15 protein-coding genes are annotated in these 17,584 nt (G+C 34.4%); 9 read left to right on the top strand and 6 right to left on the bottom strand.

The features are described 5' to 3' along the window. Positions 1 to 49 precede the first annotated feature (49 nt). Positions 50 to 2,098 carry a M13 family metallopeptidase gene (locus BUC31_RS07025; RefSeq protein ID WP_073242516.1) on the bottom strand — a complete coding sequence of 683 codons (2,049 nt, stop codon included), beginning with the start codon at positions 2,096 to 2,098 and terminating at the stop codon, positions 50 to 52. Positions 2,099 to 2,377: 279 nt separating this feature from the next. Here BUC31_RS07025 and BUC31_RS20495 point away from each other — a divergent pair, with 279 nt between their 5' ends. Together BUC31_RS20495 and BUC31_RS07015 are read left to right on the top strand one after the other, a co-directional pair. Beyond that, entirely contained in the window at positions 2,378 to 3,109 is a 732-nt protein-coding gene (locus BUC31_RS20495) for a carboxypeptidase-like regulatory domain-containing protein (protein ID WP_073242514.1), read from the top strand. Then, positions 3,109 to 4,116, top strand: coding sequence for a transglutaminase domain-containing protein (locus tag BUC31_RS07015; RefSeq protein ID WP_073242512.1), 1,008 nt, complete (start codon positions 3,109 to 3,111; stop codon positions 4,114 to 4,116). The genes BUC31_RS20495 and BUC31_RS07015 overlap by 1 nt, the downstream gene beginning before the upstream one ends. 2 nt (positions 4,117 to 4,118) lie before the next feature. Here BUC31_RS07015 and BUC31_RS07010 read toward each other — a convergent pair whose 3' ends face one another. From BUC31_RS07010 to BUC31_RS07000, 3 genes are all read right to left on the bottom strand, one after another. Then, on the bottom strand, positions 4,119 to 4,637 hold the full coding sequence (locus BUC31_RS07010; protein ID WP_073242510.1) for a DUF4136 domain-containing protein: 519 nt from the start codon (positions 4,635 to 4,637) through the stop codon (positions 4,119 to 4,121). Between the two features lie 66 nt (positions 4,638 to 4,703). Next, the gene (gene obgE / locus BUC31_RS07005) at positions 4,704 to 5,705 is read right to left on the bottom strand and encodes a GTPase ObgE (protein ID WP_073242508.1); all 1,002 of its coding nucleotides are present in this window, start codon (positions 5,703 to 5,705) and stop codon (positions 4,704 to 4,706) included. 61 nt (positions 5,706 to 5,766) lie between these two features. Continuing rightward, a complete protein-coding gene (locus tag BUC31_RS07000; protein ID WP_073242506.1) occupies positions 5,767 to 6,876 on the bottom strand; it encodes an adenylate kinase in 1,110 nt (369 codons plus the stop codon). A 136-nt stretch (positions 6,877 to 7,012) separates the two neighbouring features. On the opposite strand from BUC31_RS07000, the gene BUC31_RS06995 reads away from it, so the two are divergent. The 5 genes from BUC31_RS06995 (at position 7,013) to BUC31_RS06975 (ending at position 15,493) form a co-directional block, all read left to right on the top strand. Continuing rightward, a complete protein-coding gene (locus BUC31_RS06995) occupies positions 7,013 to 8,167 on the top strand; it encodes a 5-(carboxyamino)imidazole ribonucleotide synthase (RefSeq protein WP_073242504.1) in 1,155 nt (384 codons plus the stop codon). Positions 8,168 to 8,172: 5 nt separating this feature from the next. Then, positions 8,173 to 8,661, top strand: a complete 489-nt coding sequence (purE, locus tag BUC31_RS06990) for a 5-(carboxyamino)imidazole ribonucleotide mutase (protein ID WP_073242502.1) — start codon at positions 8,173 to 8,175, stop codon at positions 8,659 to 8,661. A 160-nt stretch (positions 8,662 to 8,821) separates the two neighbouring features. Then, the gene (locus BUC31_RS06985; RefSeq protein WP_073242500.1) at positions 8,822 to 10,843 is read left to right on the top strand and encodes a M3 family metallopeptidase; all 2,022 of its coding nucleotides are present in this window, start codon (positions 8,822 to 8,824) and stop codon (positions 10,841 to 10,843) included. Between the two features lie 463 nt (positions 10,844 to 11,306). Next, a complete protein-coding gene (locus BUC31_RS06980) occupies positions 11,307 to 15,089 on the top strand; it encodes a PAS domain-containing protein (protein ID WP_073242499.1) in 3,783 nt (1,260 codons plus the stop codon). A 5-nt stretch (positions 15,090 to 15,094) separates the two neighbouring features. After that, positions 15,095 to 15,493, top strand: a complete 399-nt coding sequence (locus tag BUC31_RS06975) for a response regulator (protein WP_073242495.1) — start codon at positions 15,095 to 15,097, stop codon at positions 15,491 to 15,493. Between the two features lie 26 nt (positions 15,494 to 15,519). On the opposite strand, the gene BUC31_RS06970 is transcribed toward BUC31_RS06975, so the two are convergent. Continuing rightward, complete coding sequence (locus BUC31_RS06970; protein ID WP_073242493.1) at positions 15,520 to 15,870, bottom strand: rhodanese-like domain-containing protein; 351 nt, start codon at positions 15,868 to 15,870, stop codon at positions 15,520 to 15,522. A gap of 72 nt (positions 15,871 to 15,942) precedes the next feature. Between BUC31_RS06970 and BUC31_RS06965 the strand changes: the two genes are divergently transcribed. Continuing rightward, positions 15,943 to 16,497, top strand: a complete 555-nt coding sequence (locus BUC31_RS06965; RefSeq protein ID WP_073242491.1) for a sigma-70 family RNA polymerase sigma factor — start codon at positions 15,943 to 15,945, stop codon at positions 16,495 to 16,497. Positions 16,498 to 16,499: 2 nt separating this feature from the next. After that, positions 16,500 to 16,730: a hypothetical protein gene (locus BUC31_RS06960; protein WP_317614946.1), complete on the top strand. Its 231-nt coding sequence runs from the start codon at positions 16,500 to 16,502 to the stop codon at positions 16,728 to 16,730. On the opposite strand, the gene BUC31_RS06955 is transcribed toward BUC31_RS06960, so the two are convergent. Next, on the bottom strand, positions 16,717 to 17,550 hold the full coding sequence (locus BUC31_RS06955) for a UbiA prenyltransferase family protein (protein WP_073242489.1): 834 nt from the start codon (positions 17,548 to 17,550) through the stop codon (positions 16,717 to 16,719). The two genes, BUC31_RS06960 and BUC31_RS06955, sit on opposite strands and share 14 nt — an antisense overlap. Positions 17,551 to 17,584 lie beyond the last annotated feature (34 nt).

Raw genomic sequence — 17,584 nt, 5'->3', positions numbered from 1 at the left:
AAAGGGCGCTACTATGTAGCGCCCTTTTCGTCTTTTAATAAAAAATAATCTACCAAATACTAACTCTTTTTTCAGGAGCTAAATACATAGCATCACCTTCTTTAATATCAAAGGCATCGTAAAATTCTTGAATGTTTAATAAGGGTTGCGTTGCTCTAACCATACCTGGAGAGTGTGGATCAGTTTTGATCTGAGTTCTTAAAGCCTCATCTCTACTCTTAGTTCTCCAAACTGTAGCCCAAGACATAAAGAAACGTTGCTCTGCAGTAAAGCCATCAATATCTTCAGGACGACCATTTTCTGCGTAGTATTTTTGAAGTCCGTCATAAGCACCTAGCAATCCGCCTAAATCACCTATGTTCTCACCTAAAGTGAATTTACCGTTTACATAAACTTCTGGCAATACCATAACACTATCATACTGTACCGCTAAAGCATCAGCTCTTTCAGTAAATGCAGCTAAATCAGCATCTGTCCACCAGTTCTTCAAATTTCCATCAGAATCGAAACGAGAACCACTATCATCAAAAGCATGAGAAATTTCATGTCCAATAACAGCACCTATTCCACCATAATTTACAGCTTCATCAGCAGTATAGTTATAGAAAGGTGGTTGTAAGATAGCAGCAGGAAAAACAATCTCGTTATTCAACGGATTGAAGTATGCATTTACAGTCTGTGGAGACATTCCCCATTCTGTTTTATCAACAGGCTCTCCAATTTCTGAATAGTTCTTTAACTCTCCCCATTTATTAACAGCGGTCATATTCTCGAAATACGACTTATCAGCAGAAACTTCCATAGTAGAATAATCTTCCCATTTATCTGGGTAAGCAATCTTCACGGTGAATTTATCTAATTTCTCAATTGCTTTTGTTTTTGTAGAATCGCTCATCCAATCTAAAACAGAAATACGTTCTTTAAAAGCCTCGATTACATTTGCAATCATCAACTCAGCATTTGCCTTTGCTTCTGGCGGAAACTTTGCATCAACATACAATTGACCTAAAGCTTCACCAACAGTACCGTTTACAGTTGCTAATGCACGCTCATCTGCAGCACGTTGTTCTTTTGCACCTCTAAGGTATTTGCTATAAAATTCCCAATCTGCAGTTTCAATATCAGTTGTTAATTTACCGGCAGCACTATTAAAAGTATCCCATCTTACCAATGTTTTAATATCTTCAATTGGCGTCGTTTTTAAGAACTTGTCTAAAGCTTCTGTATATCTTAATTGCGTAACCAAAAGTGTATCGAACTTTTTAGTAATACCTAAATCAGAAATAAGTTTCTTCATGTCTATAGTAGACATCATTTTATCTACCTCAGCAATAGTTCTAGGGTTATTGTAGTTTCTAGCATCTCTACGTTCTACTTTATTTAAACGAGGTTCTGCCAATTGCGTTTCTAGAGCTAAAATTTTATCGGCAGCTTTCGTTGCATCAGCTTCAGAATCACCTAACTTCTGTAACATTTTAGATACGTGCTTCTTGTACTCTTCACGAATTTCAACAGACTTCTCATCTTCTTCTAAATAGAAATCACGATCAGGCAATCCTAATCCGTTAGCACCTAAATACACAGCGTTCATACTACTGTTATTTAAATCTGCACCTGCACCAATATTTAAGAACGGAGAAGATACAGCAGCATTGGTTGCCAATACGGTTTGTAAATCTTTTAAATTCTTTACCGAAGCAATTGCCTCAAATGCCGAAGCTAACGGAGTAATACCCGCCTTGTTTCTAGCAGCAGAATCTAACTTAGTATCAAAAATTGCCAAAGCTTTCGCTTGATCGGTATCTGCAGCATAATTTCCACTTTCTTTCGCAGTAGCCAATATTTTTAATACGTCGTCATCTGTAGATTTACGAAGTACACTGAAACCGCCCCAGCTAGTTCTATCATCTGGTATCTCGGTAAACTTCATCCAGTTTCCGTTTACGTAGTTATAAAAATCTGACTTAGGGTTTTGAGTAGTATCCATGTTCGATAGAACGATACCTGGTATTGTTTCTACTTCAGCAGTAGGTTTCGCTTCCTCTTTACAAGAAGCTAAGGCTACCAAACCGGCAGCAAGAAAATAAATCTTTTTCATTTTGTGTGAGTTAGTTTTTAACGTGTCAGTCTATATGACGCACGTTTTGAGTTTTGTTACAAAAATAACAGGATTTTACTTTCAATACGTTTTTTTTACACTCTCAAATACCAACATTAACATTTGAAGACTACCTAATTACATCAGAAAAAGTAATTCAAAATCTTAAAACAAGTTTAAAATCGCGGTGACTCATTGAAAGTGACATTACACTCATTTTACATTTTATAACATCAGTGTTCCTTATACTTTAGAGGTGTACTAATAAAAAACCGAATTATGAAAAGCACATTAACAATTGACGTAAAAGAACCATGCAAAGAAAAATTTAGTAATTTTAGTAAAACCGAAAAAGGAGGTTTTTGCCAAAGCTGTGAAAAAGAAGTTATCGACTTTACCAACTTCTCAGATAATGAGCTTATAAATTATTTAAGCCATGGAAATAAGAAAACCTGCGGAATGTTCAAAGCCTCACAACTAAAAACATATGAAACCAACTCGCTACAAACTATGAATAATTCTATGTTACACAAGGGAATAGCAATGATGAGTTTTTCTTTATTGGCTCTTTGCGCTACTGAAGTTAAAGGTCAAGAAACCGCCAGTATAGAACCACCTATTGAAGTGGTTTCCACAGATATTATGGGTGATATTTCATATGTTGAAATTGTTCAGGAAAAACACACCGTAACAGGTACCATAGTAGATGAAGCAAATGAACCATTACCTGGTGTAAATGTGGTCTTGAAAGGAACTACAATAGGAACACAGACAGATTTTGACGGTAAATTTGAATTCCCACAACAGCTAGTAGAAAATGACATTCTAGTACTTAGCTTTATAGGTTATGAAACCAAAACGTACAAAGTCCCAGCAAACGGTAGTGCTAATATAGATATCAATGTTACGTTCGACACCTATGATGTTGAGTTAATGGGCGAGGTTGTAATTGGCGGCGCTTATTCTAGCAAAAGAAATATTTTTCAGAAGATTGGAGATATTTTTAAATAATGAGAAAATTTATATTCCTTACAACGCTCTTATTTTCATTAATGAGCTTTGCCCAACGCTCAGATTTTAATCATATCGATTTTAAAAAAGCAGATAGCATAGCTGATTATTATAAAGATGCTAGCCTAAGAAATTTACCCGTACTTACTCATAATTTAACCACATTATTAGAAACTGATGTCGAAAAATTTAGAGCTATATACACTTGGGTCAGCACAAACATAGCCAATGATTATTCTTCTTATGTAAAAATAAGCACCAAGAGAAAAAGGTTTGCGAAAGACCGGCAAGCCTTTTTAGATTGGAATACAAGCATTACACCTAAAGTATTTAAAAGTTTGTTAGAAGATCAAAAAACTGCCTGTACTGGGTATGCATACTTAGTGAAAGAAATGGCAACTCTTGCAGGATTTAATTGTGATATTATTGATGGTTACGGGCGCACACCTACCCTACTATTAGAAGAAGATAGTGCACCCAACCATTCTTGGAACAAAATCAAGATTAATGAAAAATGGTATCTGTGTGATGCTACTTGGTCTGCAGGAGAAACTATTGTTGTTAACGGCACTCCGTTTTTTCAGCAAGATTATTTCGATGGATATTTTCTTGCGGATGCTGAATTATTTGCAAAAAATCATTTTCCAATACAAAAAGTAGAAAATCAACCTATAAAAAAAGGAAATCTAGATGCTTTTATTGCGGGACCAGTCATTTACAAAGAAGCTTTTTTAGCACCAATAATTCCTATTGCCCCAGTTGCAATGCATAATACTATTCAAAAAGGAGCATCGGTAACCTTTACGCTACAAGTACCTAAAGAATTTATTGGAAATACACAGCTATTGCTGAACAAAGGTGGGAGTCAAAAAAATGGAAATCCAAATATTATAAAGAAAGAAGGTGAAATTAGCTTAGTCCAAAATTTTGAAAAGAAAGGGCTGTACGACGTTCATATTTCAGTCGAAGACCAGTTGATTACTACGTATGTAATTAAGGTAAAATAGGACTATTCTGGTGGATACTTGCTGAATATCTTATCGACTACAGCTTGTAATTTCTCAGATTTTTCTTGAGGCGTATCTCCTTCACGAAAAGGACTTTCGCTAACGGCTTGCCAAATCAACATATCTTTATTAGAATCAACAAAATCTATTTGTAGTTCTCTGGTCATTTTTGAACCGCCAACAGGAATACCAATTGAAACACCGCCGCCAATACCACCATTACCACCACCAAGACCAACACCTACGTTGTTCGCAGATTGTGCTTTAAAGACAGTACTCTTAATATTAATGAACATATCTGGTTCTTCAGCGAACATAAATCCTTTTTCGCCTAAAGTAGCATCCATAGCATCCATTAACCTTTTCTCGTCCAATTCGCTTAGACCAGTTTCCATATCACCAAAATAGTTATAGGTGGCATACGATGTAAAATCAGTCTGATCATCATAATCATAATTAACCCTAGCTGACCCGCAAGAAGTTAAAACTAGTAGTACAACACTAAAAAAAAGGATTCTCATGATATTGCATTTTCTTAAATTTAAAGAAAATAAAAGAGTAATATATGTTTTTGGGAAGGTATTCGATTAAGAGTTAAGCATTGCCCAGAGCTTATCTTTCAATTCTACGATACCCATTTGCGCTACAGATGATATAAACATAAACGGAGTACCGCTTAAGTCTTTATTGAGCTCTTCTCTCATTTCATCCATCAATTCTTCATCTAGCATATCACTTTTAGAAATACAGATCAGACGTTCCTTATCTAACAACTCAGGATTGTAACGACGTAGCTCATCAAGCAATATCTCGTATTCTTTACTGATATCTTTGCTATCGGCAGGAATCAAGAATAATAAATTCGCATTACGTTCAATATGTCTTAAAAAGTAATGACCTAAACCTTTACCTTCTGCAGCACCTTCTATAATACCAGGAATATCTGCCATTACAAAACTCTTAAAGTCGCGATATTCTACAATACCTAAGTTAGGTTTTAGGGTAGTAAATTCGTAATCTGCAATTTTTGGTTTTGCCGAAGTTATTACAGATAATAAAGTAGACTTACCAGCATTAGGGAAACCTACTAGACCTACATCAGCAAGAACTTTAAGTTCTAACAAAAATTCACCTTCTAAGCCATCCATACCCGGTTGGGCATATCTAGGTGTTTGGTTTGTAGATGTTCTAAAATGCCAGTTACCACGACCTCCCATACCGCCTTGAAGCAGAATGCGTTCTTCGCCATGTTCGGTGATTTCAAAAAGGACATCTTTGGTTTCAAAATCTTTTACAACTGTACCCAACGGCACATCTAAATACACATCTTCACCATCTGCACCAGTACTACGGCTTTTACTACCGTGTGCACCATGCCCAGCTTTAAAATGTTTTGTGTATTTAAAATTAATTAAGGTCCAAAGGTTCTCGTTACCTCGGACAATTATATGTCCGCCACGACCACCATCACCACCATCAGGACCACCTTTGGTAATAAATTTTTCACGGTGCAAATGCACAGATCCCTTGCCTCCTTTACCAGAAGTCAAACCCACTTTTACGTAGTCTACAAAATTACCTTCGGTCATTGTTATTCTTTCAGTTCAAAAATCTTCATCAAACCTTATGGTTGATAAAAGAGATTCTATATTATTTTAAGCCTTCGATCACTTTCGTTAGGCGTTCGGTAATATCAGCTATTGAGCCAATACCGTTTACGCTATGAAACTTACCTTGAGCCTCGTAAAATTCTTTTACAGGAGTAGTTTTTGCATTGTACTCATCAAAACGATTTCTAATTTTAGCTACATCTTGGTCATCTGTTCTACCACTAACCTTACCTCTTTCTAAAAGACGATCAATTAAAATTTCATCATTTGCCTCTAAAGCGATGGTTGCATTGATGCCCATATCTTTAGATTCTAAGAAATTATCAAGAGCTTCAGCTTGTGCAGCAGTTCTTGGAAAACCGTCAAAAATGAATCCGTCAGCATCAGCGTTCTTCTCCACTTCTTCTTGCAACATTTTAATTGTCACCTCATCTGGCACTAGCTCTCCTTTATCAATATATGACTTGGCCAAAGTGCCCAACTCCGTTCCGTTTTTGATATTAAATCTAAAAACATCTCCGGTAGAAATATGCTTTAAATTATATTTTTCTTTTAGAAATTGTGCTTGTGTGCCCTTGCCGGCTCCTGGCTTACCAAAGAGTACAAGATTAATCATATGTTTCTGGTTTAATTGGTATACTTCTTTTAAATTTCGTCCTTGTTCTTTATAATCTAGACCATAACCAACAATAAAATTGTCAGGTATTGCCAAACCAAAATAGTCGATAGCGTATTCTCCCCTATATACATCTGGCTTATAAAAAAGACTGGCTATTTTAAATTCTTTAACCTTAGTTTTTGAAAATAAATGCACCAGTTTCTGCAAGGTACGTCCTGTATCAATAATATCTTCTAAAATAATAACACTACGCCCTTCAATATTTTCTGGCACATCTAACAATGTCTCTACAATACCCGTAGATGTTAAGCCTTGGTAAGAACTAAGTCTTACAAACGAAACTTCGCAAGGGTGTTCATAGGCCTTCATTAAATCTGAAACGAACATAAAAGATCCATTCAACACGCCTACAAAAATGGGCGTCTCATCTTTATAATCTTCGGCAATTTTATCTGCAACCGTTTTTACAGCCTGCAAAATTTCAGATTCGCTGAGATAAGGTTTAAAAAACTTGTCGTGAATTTGTATCAATTTTCATAAATTATCAAGGTTTGCAAAGATAAGGTATTGCCTTGTGTTTTTGATTAGAAAGGAATTGGTTTCTAAGATTTAACCGTATTTTTGTAGTACTTAAGGCGTTTTTTCAACTGCCCAAAGCAACAATTATATGGATTATTTTTCTTCAGATTTTAAATTAGGCATTTTAGGTGGTGGTCAACTAGGTAAAATGATGTTGTACGAAACACGAAAATGGGATATTTACACCAAAGTTCTAGATGCTTCTTCTGAAGCACCAAGTAGAATGTCGTGTAATGAATTTGTACAAGGCAGTCTATTAGATTTTAATACGGTATACAATTTTGGTAAAGACGTAGATGTGCTAACCATAGAGATAGAAAACGTAAATCTTGATGCTTTAGAGAAATTAGAAGATGAAGGAGTAAAAGTATACCCACAACCTAACGCATTGCGTATTATTCAAAATAAGGCAAAACAGAAATTGTTTTACGTTGACAATGAAATACCTACTGCAGATTTTCAGCGTTTTGCATACCTAAGTGAAATTGAGGATAGCATTGAAAACGGAGGATTACAATTTCCGTTTGTTTGGAAGGTTGCACAGTTTGGTTATGACGGACAAGGAGTAAAAGTCGTTAGAAGTTTAGCAGATTTAAAGGGCTTACCTACAGGTGAATGTATTACAGAGGTTATGATTCCGTTTAAAAACGAATTAGCTGTAATTGTCTCTAGAAATTCTGAAGGAGAAATTAAAACATATCCAGTGGTAGAGATGGAATTTCATCCAGAAGCCAACCAAGTGGAATATGTAATTTGCCCTGCACGTATTGATGATAAAGTAGCTGAAAAGGCAAGAGCATTAGCATTAAAAGTTGCAGATAAAATAGGACTTACAGGATTGCTGGCTGTTGAAATGTTCCAAACCGAAGATGATAAAATATTGGTAAACGAAGTAGCACCAAGACCACATAACAGTGGGCACTACAGTATTGAAGCCAGCTACACCAATCAATTTGAACAACACATTCGCAGTATTCTAGGTTTACCTTTAGGAAACACCGATAGCAAAGTAGCAGGTGTCATGGTAAATTTAGTAGGTGCAGAAGGCCATACAGGTGATGTCGTTTATAAAAATATAGCAGAAATTTTAGCGATGGAAGGAGTAACGCCTCATATTTATGGCAAAGCACAAACAAGACCGTTCAGAAAAATGGGACATGTAACCATAGTCAATAGTAATTTGGAAAAAGCAAGAGCTATTGCCGAAAAAGTAAAGTCAACAATTCAAGTGATTTCAAAATAAAAAACATGAGTAAAGTAGCCGTAGTAATGGGAAGTACAAGTGACATGCCCGTAATGCAGGAAGCCATAGATATTTTAAGAGGTTTTGATATAGAGGTAGATGTTGATATTGTATCTGCCCACAGAACACCAGAAAAATTATTCGATTTCAGTAAAAATGCACACACAAAAGGCTATGCAGTAATCATAGCAGGTGCCGGTGGCGCTGCTCACTTACCAGGTATGGTAGCGTCTATGTCTCCATTACCAGTAATTGGAGTTCCTGTAAAAAGTAGTAATTCTATTGATGGCTGGGACTCTATCTTATCTATACTTCAAATGCCAGGTGGCGTACCAGTAGCAACAGTTGCGCTGAACGGAGCTAAAAATGCAGGAATTTTAGCTGCGCAGATTATCGGCAGTTCAGATAAATGCGTTTTAGATAAAATTATATTTTATAAAGAAGGTCTGAAGCAAAAAGTAATTGAAGGCGCAAAGGCTGTTAACGGTAAATAGTTAGTAAACAACCTCGGAGCAATCCGCGAAGCATTGAATTGAAAATTCTATTTAGATTTCGACTGAAACGTCGAAGCATTTTAATCTCGATTATCGAGTAAAACTGATTTTAATTTATTTAAGCGGTCTTGAATTTGACGCTTATACTTGAACTTGAAATATGAATCCATTATTATCCCCTTTTGATACTGCTCCTTTTTCACAAATAAAAAATGAGCACTTTAAGCCTGCTTTCTTAAAATCTATTGAAGATGCAAGAGCAGAAATTGATGCCATTACAGAAAATACAGATGCTCCTACTTTTGAAAACACCATAGAAGCCTTAGAGTTTTCTGGTCAGCAATTAGACAGAATATCAAGTGTATTTTTCAACTTGAATTCCGCAGAAACTAACGAGGAAATTCAGAAAATAGCGCAAGAGGTTTCTCCCTTACTTTCAGAATTTGGTAATGATATCACATTAAACGAAGCGTTATTCAAAAGAGTAAAAGCTGTTTATGATCAAAAAGATAGTTTAAACCTTACGGTAGAACAAAATACACTTTTAGATAAAAAATACAAGAGCTTTAGTAGAAACGGAGCCAATTTATCCGAAGAAAAGAAAACACGCTTAAGAGCTATAGATGCAAAGCTTGCAAAATTGAAATTGACTTTTGGCGAGAATGTACTTGCTGAAACCAATAAATATCAATTGCACCTAACAGATGAAGCTGATTTAGACGGATTACCAGAAGGTGAAAAAGAAGCCGCAGCACAATTAGCCATTTCAAAAGGTAAAGAAGATGGTTGGATGATTACTTTAGATTACCCAAGCTACATTCCCTTTATGAAATATGCTAAAAATAGGGAGTTACGTAAAGAGCTTTCTATGGCATTTGGAAGTAAAGCATTTCATAATGACGAATTAGACAATCAAGAAAATGTTCTTGAAATTGCAAAATTACGTTTTGAGAGAGCCAATCTTTTAGGATACAAAACACACGCTAATTTTGTTCTTGAAGAACGTATGGCAGAGACTCCAGAGAAAGTGCATTCTTTCTTAAATGAATTACTGGCAAAAGCCAAACCTGCTGCAGAGCGTGAGTTTAAGCAATTAGAAGATTTTGCAAAAAAACTAGATAATATTGACCGTTTAGAAAAATGGGATAGCAGTTATTATTCTGAAAAATTAAAGCAAGAGCTATTCAATTTAGATGATGAGAAACTGAAACCTTACTTTAAACTAGAAAATGTAATCAACGGTGTTTTTAAAGTAGCCGAAAACTTATTTGATTTACAGTTCGAAGAAGTACACGACATTGAAAAATATCATGACGAGGTTAAAACCTATAAGGTTTACGATACCGATAAAAATTTAATTTCATTATTTTATGCAGATTTTCACCCAAGAGCAGGTAAAAGAGGTGGCGCATGGATGACTTCATACAAATCGCAATGGAAGCGAAATGGCGAAAATGTACGTCCACATATATCTAACGTATGCAACTTTACTCCGTCAACAAAAAGCAAGCCATCATTACTGACTTTTAACGAGGTTACTACTTTGTTTCATGAATTTGGTCACGGTTTACATGGTATGCTGGCAAACACCACCTACCCTAGCCTATCTGGAACATCTGTATTTTGGGATTTTGTAGAATTACCGAGTCAGGTTTTAGAAAACTGGTGTTATGAGAAGGAAGCATTAGAGTTATTTGCCAAACATTACGAAACAGGAGAAACTATACCAATGGAATTGGTTCAGAAAATAAAAGAGTCCGCCACATTCCAAGAAGGAATGCAAACCTTGCGTCAATTGAGTTTTGGACTTTTAGACATGTCTTGGCATGGTGTTGACCCTACAGGCATAACCAACGTTAAAGCTCATGAAGATGAAGCTTTTAAAGATACAAGCCTTTACCCTGAAACACCGGAAACTTGTATGAGTACAGCATTTTCCCATATTTTTCAAGGAGGATATTCATCTGGATATTACAGTTACAAATGGGCTGAAGTTTTAGATGCAGATGCTTTTGCATACTTTAAAGAAGAGGGAATTTTCAATAAAGAAGTTGCCACTAAATTTAAGGACAACGTTCTTTCGCAAGGCGGTACCGAAAACCCAATGACACTTTACAAAAGATTTAGAGGAGCAGAACCAAAGGTTGAGGCATTGCTAGAAAGAGCTGGGTTATTGAACTAGTATAAATTCAAAATTATCTAGCAACTCTAAATAAAAATTAAAAAACAACCTGATATTGACTAATGAATATAATTCAGAATCGATATCAGGTTAATTTAGTACAAGATATAAAAATCTACCTAATTCATTAAAATATTAAAAAGGTGTATTCAGATTAAACTCCTTTTCATAAATAAACTCTAAAATCACTGAAATTTATGTAGTTAAACATCTACGGAGAACAAATAAAAAATCACTCCATAGGTTAACCCTAAGTCTCACCTTCATATTATCTCTATACGCGCAACTAAGATTAAATGTATAGACATTGGAATATCTGACTATAGAATTCAATTAACTCACAAACCTTCTGCAAATCAAATATTTATTAATTACCTTGTAGCCATTTAGCCACAATATTGTTTTACATTCAAAACCACCCCCGTTTTGTTTTCACTTGTTAATTAGTAAACTCTTGAATGAAATGAGTACAGAAAACACTCTTCTTCAAACAGACAAAACTAGTACTACTCCTAGTAGTATTAAAAACATAGGTATATTTCAATTTGAAGTAGATTCTAACAAAGTGACTTGGAACGATGTTCTGAGAGAAATTCATCAAGTACCAAAAACATTCATACCCAATGCAGATAATATCTACGGAAATTGCAAAGAAGGTATTGTAAAAGAAAACCTTATAAAGGCGCACACTCAGGCTTTATTAAAAGGAGTTTCATTTGAACTAGAATATGAAGTAATAACACCTAAAGGAAGTTCTCGTTTTCTGCACGTAGCAACACATGCTACTACTAATGATAATAAATGCACAAGCTTACATGGTTTTATTACCGACATTACCCATACTAAAGTAAAAAACATTGAGAATCATATATTAAAAAAACAATTGGAGTATGCTGAGAAATTAGCAAATTCTGGCTCTTGGAAATGGGATATAAATTTAGACACGCTGACCTGGTCAGATAATTTTTACCATATTCTAAAACGACATAAAGAAAAACCTTTGTCATTCGAAACATTTTTAGAATATGTTCATATAGAGGATAAAGAAGAAATAGCTGCCAAATTTGACCTAGCTTTAAAGACAAAGCATTTCCCTGATTCAAATTATCGCATTGCTTTAAAAGATGGCACGATTAAAAACATGAAATCTATTGGCGAGGTTATAACCGATGCGCATGGTGAGGTCATAACAATAATGGGAACCTGCCAAGATATTACAGAAAGTAAAGAGAGAGATCAACAACTTATTCAAAAAAAACAACAATTAGAATTAACTGAAAACAGTAGCGAAGCAGGTACGTGGCAATTAAATACAAAAACAGGTGCATTTAAATGGTCAGACAATCTTTACAAAATAACAGATTTTGAATATGGTGAACCCATCAGTTTCGAAGTTCTTTATGCTCGAATACACCCCAAAGATAAACCACACGTAGACAAAGCATTACAGTCGGTAAAAAATACGGGAATAAAGAAAACTTTTAGTCACCGTCTAATTACAAGAGATAAAAGTATTCGAACCTTAGAGATTACGGCAGATGTTGTATCAAATAGAATAAATAATGACAAGGTTTTAATTGGAACCGCTCGCGACATTACCGATAGAATAAAAATCGAACACGAATTAATAGAAAAAAACCAGCTACTTAATTTCGCTGAGCATCTTACCACAATGGGTTATTGGAGATATAAACCCGAAACCGATGATGTTTTTTGGTCAGACAACCTTTATCAAATGTTCGAACAACCAAAAACCGACAAATTATCTTTTAGTACTTATTTCAATAAAATTCACTCAGATGACAAAGCATTTGTAAAAGAAAAAATAGACCAATCAATTATTGACCATAAATTTTACGATTTCACCCATAGAATCGTTCTTAGCGACAATACTATACGATTCATACAAATTTTGGGCAAAGTCACCATAAATAGAAATGATGGTTCACAAGAATTACTGGGCACATGCTTAGATGTTACAGATAACGAATCAAGAGAACTAGAATTATCTAAAAAAAACCAACAATTAAACGTTGCAGAAAAGATGGCAATGATTGGTTATTGGCAATGGAACACAACCACCAACGAGGTTTTTTGGTCCGATAATTTACATGCTATTTATGGTCACGATAAACGGGAACCTTTAACTTTCGAAACTTATATTAACTACATACATAAAGAAGACAAAAAAACTGTAGTCGCAAACCTCGAAACAGCGATGAAAACTGGAGAGTTTCTGGAATCCACGTATAGAATTCAACTAGATGATGGCAGTATTAAAATCATAAAATCTGTCGGTAAAATCACCCTAAACAGTAAAGGTGAAGTTTTAGAAATGTCTGGAACATGTCAAGATATTACAGAAAACAAAAAGAAGGAACTAGAATTACTTGAAATAAACAGGCAATTAAACCTTGCAGAGCAAATGGCCATGTTAGGTATGTGGGTATGGAAACCGAGTAAAAACATTTTTAAATGGTCTGATAGTCTATATAAAATTTATGGATTTGAACTGGGTTCAGATGTAAACATAGACAAGGCTATATCTATGATATACACACCAGATAAAGAAAAGGTAAAAGAAGTAATCAAAAACTTACTAAATGGCATAGAAGTGCCAAGGTCTACATATCGGATTATAGTAAACAATAATGAAATTAAAACCTTAGAAGTTAGACGGGAAATTTCTAAAGACGAACATGGAAATATTGAATTATTAGGCACCACCCAAGACATTACACATATCGTCGAAACAGAACAATTACTTCAAGAAAAAAACCACCTACTTTCTTTTACCGAAGAAATGGCTTCGATGGGATCTTGGCAGTGGAACCCACATACAGGCATATCAAAATGGTCAGACAATCTTTATAAACTCTATGATCTTGAATTAGGCGTACCAATTGATATGGATTTATTCTTATCAAGAATACATCCAGAAGATTCTGAAAAGGTCGTTGAGCATATAGAACATATAGTAGCTACACAAAAGAGCGAATCTCTTTTATCATACCGAATTGTTTTGAATGACGACTCAATTCGATCCTTAGAGCTAATGGCCGAAGTAGTTAAGGACAGCAATGGCCAAATGATTGAATTAATTGGCACAGCACAAGACGTAACAGATCGTATTAAAAGAGAACAAGATTTAATAGAAAAAAACCAACTTTTAACTTTCGCCGAACAGCTCTCTAGTATTGGTTATTGGAAATGGGACATCATACAAGATGTTATGGAGAAATCCGAAAATTTATTGAAGATTTTAGATTTTGAACCAGGAGCAAAACCAGATTTTAAAACCTATTTAAAAAGAGTACACCCTGCCGATCGCGAAAAGGTAATTGATATAAGTCAAAGAATAATTGAAACAAAAAAGTTCGATAAATTTCATCACAGAATCGTAAAAAATGACAATTCAATTAAAACCATTAAATTAATTGGCGAGGTCATACTTGATAAAGAAGGTAATGTTATAGAATTGATAGGATCAAGTCAAGACATCACTGAACAGATAGAAGCACATCAAAAAATAATGGACACCAACAGAAGTTTAGAAAAATCAACGATAAACTTAACTTCAAAAAATAAGCAACTTGCTGAATTTAATCACATTACATCACATAATTTAAGATCCCCAGTAAGCAACCTTAATGCACTATTAGGTCTATATAAAAGCACTGAAAATGAGAGCAAAAAAATAGAAATTTTTGAAAAGTTTGAAATTGTAATAGACCATTTGACAGAAACACTTAACGCCCTAATAGAAACAATATCAATAAAAAACTCAGCTGTTGAGATCACTCAAGAACTTTGTTTTGAGCAGACGCTGTTAAAAACCAAAGAAATATTAGCTGCCGAGTTAATAAAAAGTAATGCCAATATAAGATGTGATTTTTCTAAAGCGCAAAATGTAAGATACAATCCTATCTATTTAGAAAGTATTTTTCTTAATTTAGTAAGTAATTCATTGAAATACAGATCCGAAGATAGAGTACCAGAAATCTCCATTACCTCAAATACCGTTAATGGAAGAATAACATTAGAATTTGAAGATAATGGGCTAGGAATAGATATGAAAAGTAATGGTCATAAATTATTTGGACTTAACAAAGTATTCCACAAACACCCGGATGCAAAAGGCATTGGTTTATTTTTGACCAAAGCTCAAATAGTAGCAATGGGCGGTTCGATTTCGGCAAAAAGTAAAGTTGACGTCGGCACAACATTTTTTATCATTTTAAATTAAAAAAGATGGACAATAATATTCAAGTTTGCGTAATAGATGATGACGAAGTATTTCAATACACTATACTTCACACGCTACAGGCTCACAAATCTGTCAGTAACATCATGCCATTTACTGATGGAGCAGAAGCAATGAACTTTTTTAATAAAAATATTGACAATAATATCATATTACCAGATGTTATTTTTTTAGATGTAAATATGCCAGTAATGGACGGGTACAAGTTTATGGATGAATACATTAAGTTAATATCAAAAGCCACCAAAAAAATAACCGTATATATTCTTTCATCATCTGTAGATTTGGTAGATTTTGAAAAGACAAAAAAGATAAAAGAAGTATCTGACTATATCGTCAAACCAATAAGAGACAACCAATTAACCAAAATTCTTGCAGAATTATAAACGCCTAAAAATAAATTTGCGCTTTACTATTTACTAGAATAAGCATCATAACCGCCCTCTAAATTTACTACATTCTTAAAACCAAGTTCTGCTAACCTTTCTTGAGATTTTAAACTTCTTCCTCCCATTTTACAATAAACAAATATCTTTTTGTTTTTATCCACACCTTTTATTTGCTGATTGAATTCATCTGATAGCCAATTAATATTAACTGCTCCGTTAATACAACCAGCCTCAAACTCTGCCGGTGTTCTCACATCTAACAATACTTCTGCAGATTCATCAAAACCAATAAACTCAGAAATCGGCTTTGATTCTATTTGACTTATAGCAAACTGAGTAACAAGAAGCAGCAGAAAAAATAGTATATTTCTCATGATAAAGTCGTTTAGACCCAAAAGTAAACATAATAGCCAAAATTAAATTACTTTTGAAGTGCAGAATAAAAAATGGAAATAAACAATCTAAATCCTGATAAGTGGGTTGATCTCTACGCAGATTATCTATTTAACTACGCCGTAACTAGAGTAAGCGATGCCGAAATTGCAAAAGACCTTGTACAGGACACTTTTATAGCGGGACTTAAATCTGCTAAAAACTTTAAAGGTGATGCGGCAGAGCGAACATGGCTAATTGCAATTCTAAAACGTAAGGTCATTGACCACTATCGCAAAATTAATTCCAAAAAGGGAAAAGCAGAAGTACGTATGAGCTATAGTTCACAGACCGATGCTGAAGGTGATTGGCTAGAAGAACGCATTGCCGACCCTAATAGTAATTTTGAAAATGACGCTCTTGAAAACGAAGAATTAGGTCTTGCCATTCAAAATTGCATTTCTAAGTTACCTAAAAAGCAAGCTCAAGTTTTTACTATGAAAACTATTGAAGGAATGGAAACAGAAGATATTTGTAATGCTTTAGGAATTAATGCGTCTAATCTTTGGGTAATGATACATAGGGCCAGAACTGGCTTAATGGGTTGTTTAAATCAAAATTGGTTTTAGTTATGATGATTTCATGTGAAAAGGCAGCAAATATTTGCGATAAAGCTCAATACGAAGAAGCTTCTGGTTGGGATAAAATAAAATTAAAATTTCATTTACTTATATGTAAAACCTGTGCAAAGCACAGTAAAGACAATACTAAGTTAACCTCGCTTTGCAATCAAGCTAGACTCGCTGTACTGTCCGAGGAAGAAAAGAAAAAAATGAAAGAAACCTTTTCTAAAGCAAAATAAAATATTTCTTATCTATAACAAAAAGTAGCCACCAAAATAACGGAATTGCTTCTACCCAAAAAGATGAAAAGTATTTTTGTTGGTCTAATTTTGTCTTAAATATCATTAGCATTAATACTAAGAATAGAATTGTCTTCACGATAATGTGTGCGGTATCTAAATCTGTTTTCAAGAAAGTGGCAGCATAAAAAAGTATCGTCCAACTATACCCTATTATTTTTGCTCCCTTCACTCCTACTCTTTGTGGCAGAGTTTTTAGAGTTGCACTATCATATTTCAAATCTCTGATTTCGAAAGGCACTAAAAGTATAAGTACAAAAAGAAAGCGCTGTAGTGCCTCAACTTTTACATTCCAAGAAATATCTTCCAAAACAGAAATAGCAGGTAATATCACTGTAGCCCCTGCCCAAACTGCTGCGACGATTAAAATTTTTAAACCGCTAAAACTTCTAAAATTTTTATTCTTTGGTAAAACAGGCAATGCATAAAGTCCTGTAATCGCTGCTAGTATAAATAGACCTATAAATACTCTTTCCGATAAAAAAAACAACTGATATCCTGCAACAAGCAAACATCCAAAACTAAAAAATTGAATGTTTTTATGATACGTGTTGGCAACAAGAACATACTTCTCTGCCTCTACACCAAATTTTACAAAATTATAACAGCTAATAGAACCGAAAAAAATAAAAAAATAGAGTTCTAAAGGCACATTTATGTTTAAAGTAAGCGCAGTAACATGAACCAAGCTAAATATCGCCAATGCGACATGAATACTAGCATCAAGATAAAAATCAAAAATCTTTTTGATTATGGTCATTAAACAAAAGTAGTTAAAGTGTTTATAACCTTTT

The organism is Maribacter aquivivus, assembly GCF_900142175.1.
GTDB lineage: Bacteria > Bacteroidota > Bacteroidia > Flavobacteriales > Flavobacteriaceae > Maribacter > Maribacter aquivivus.
The sequence above is the reverse complement of the archived record's forward strand: the minus strand, read 5'-3'. Positions and strand labels throughout refer to the sequence as shown.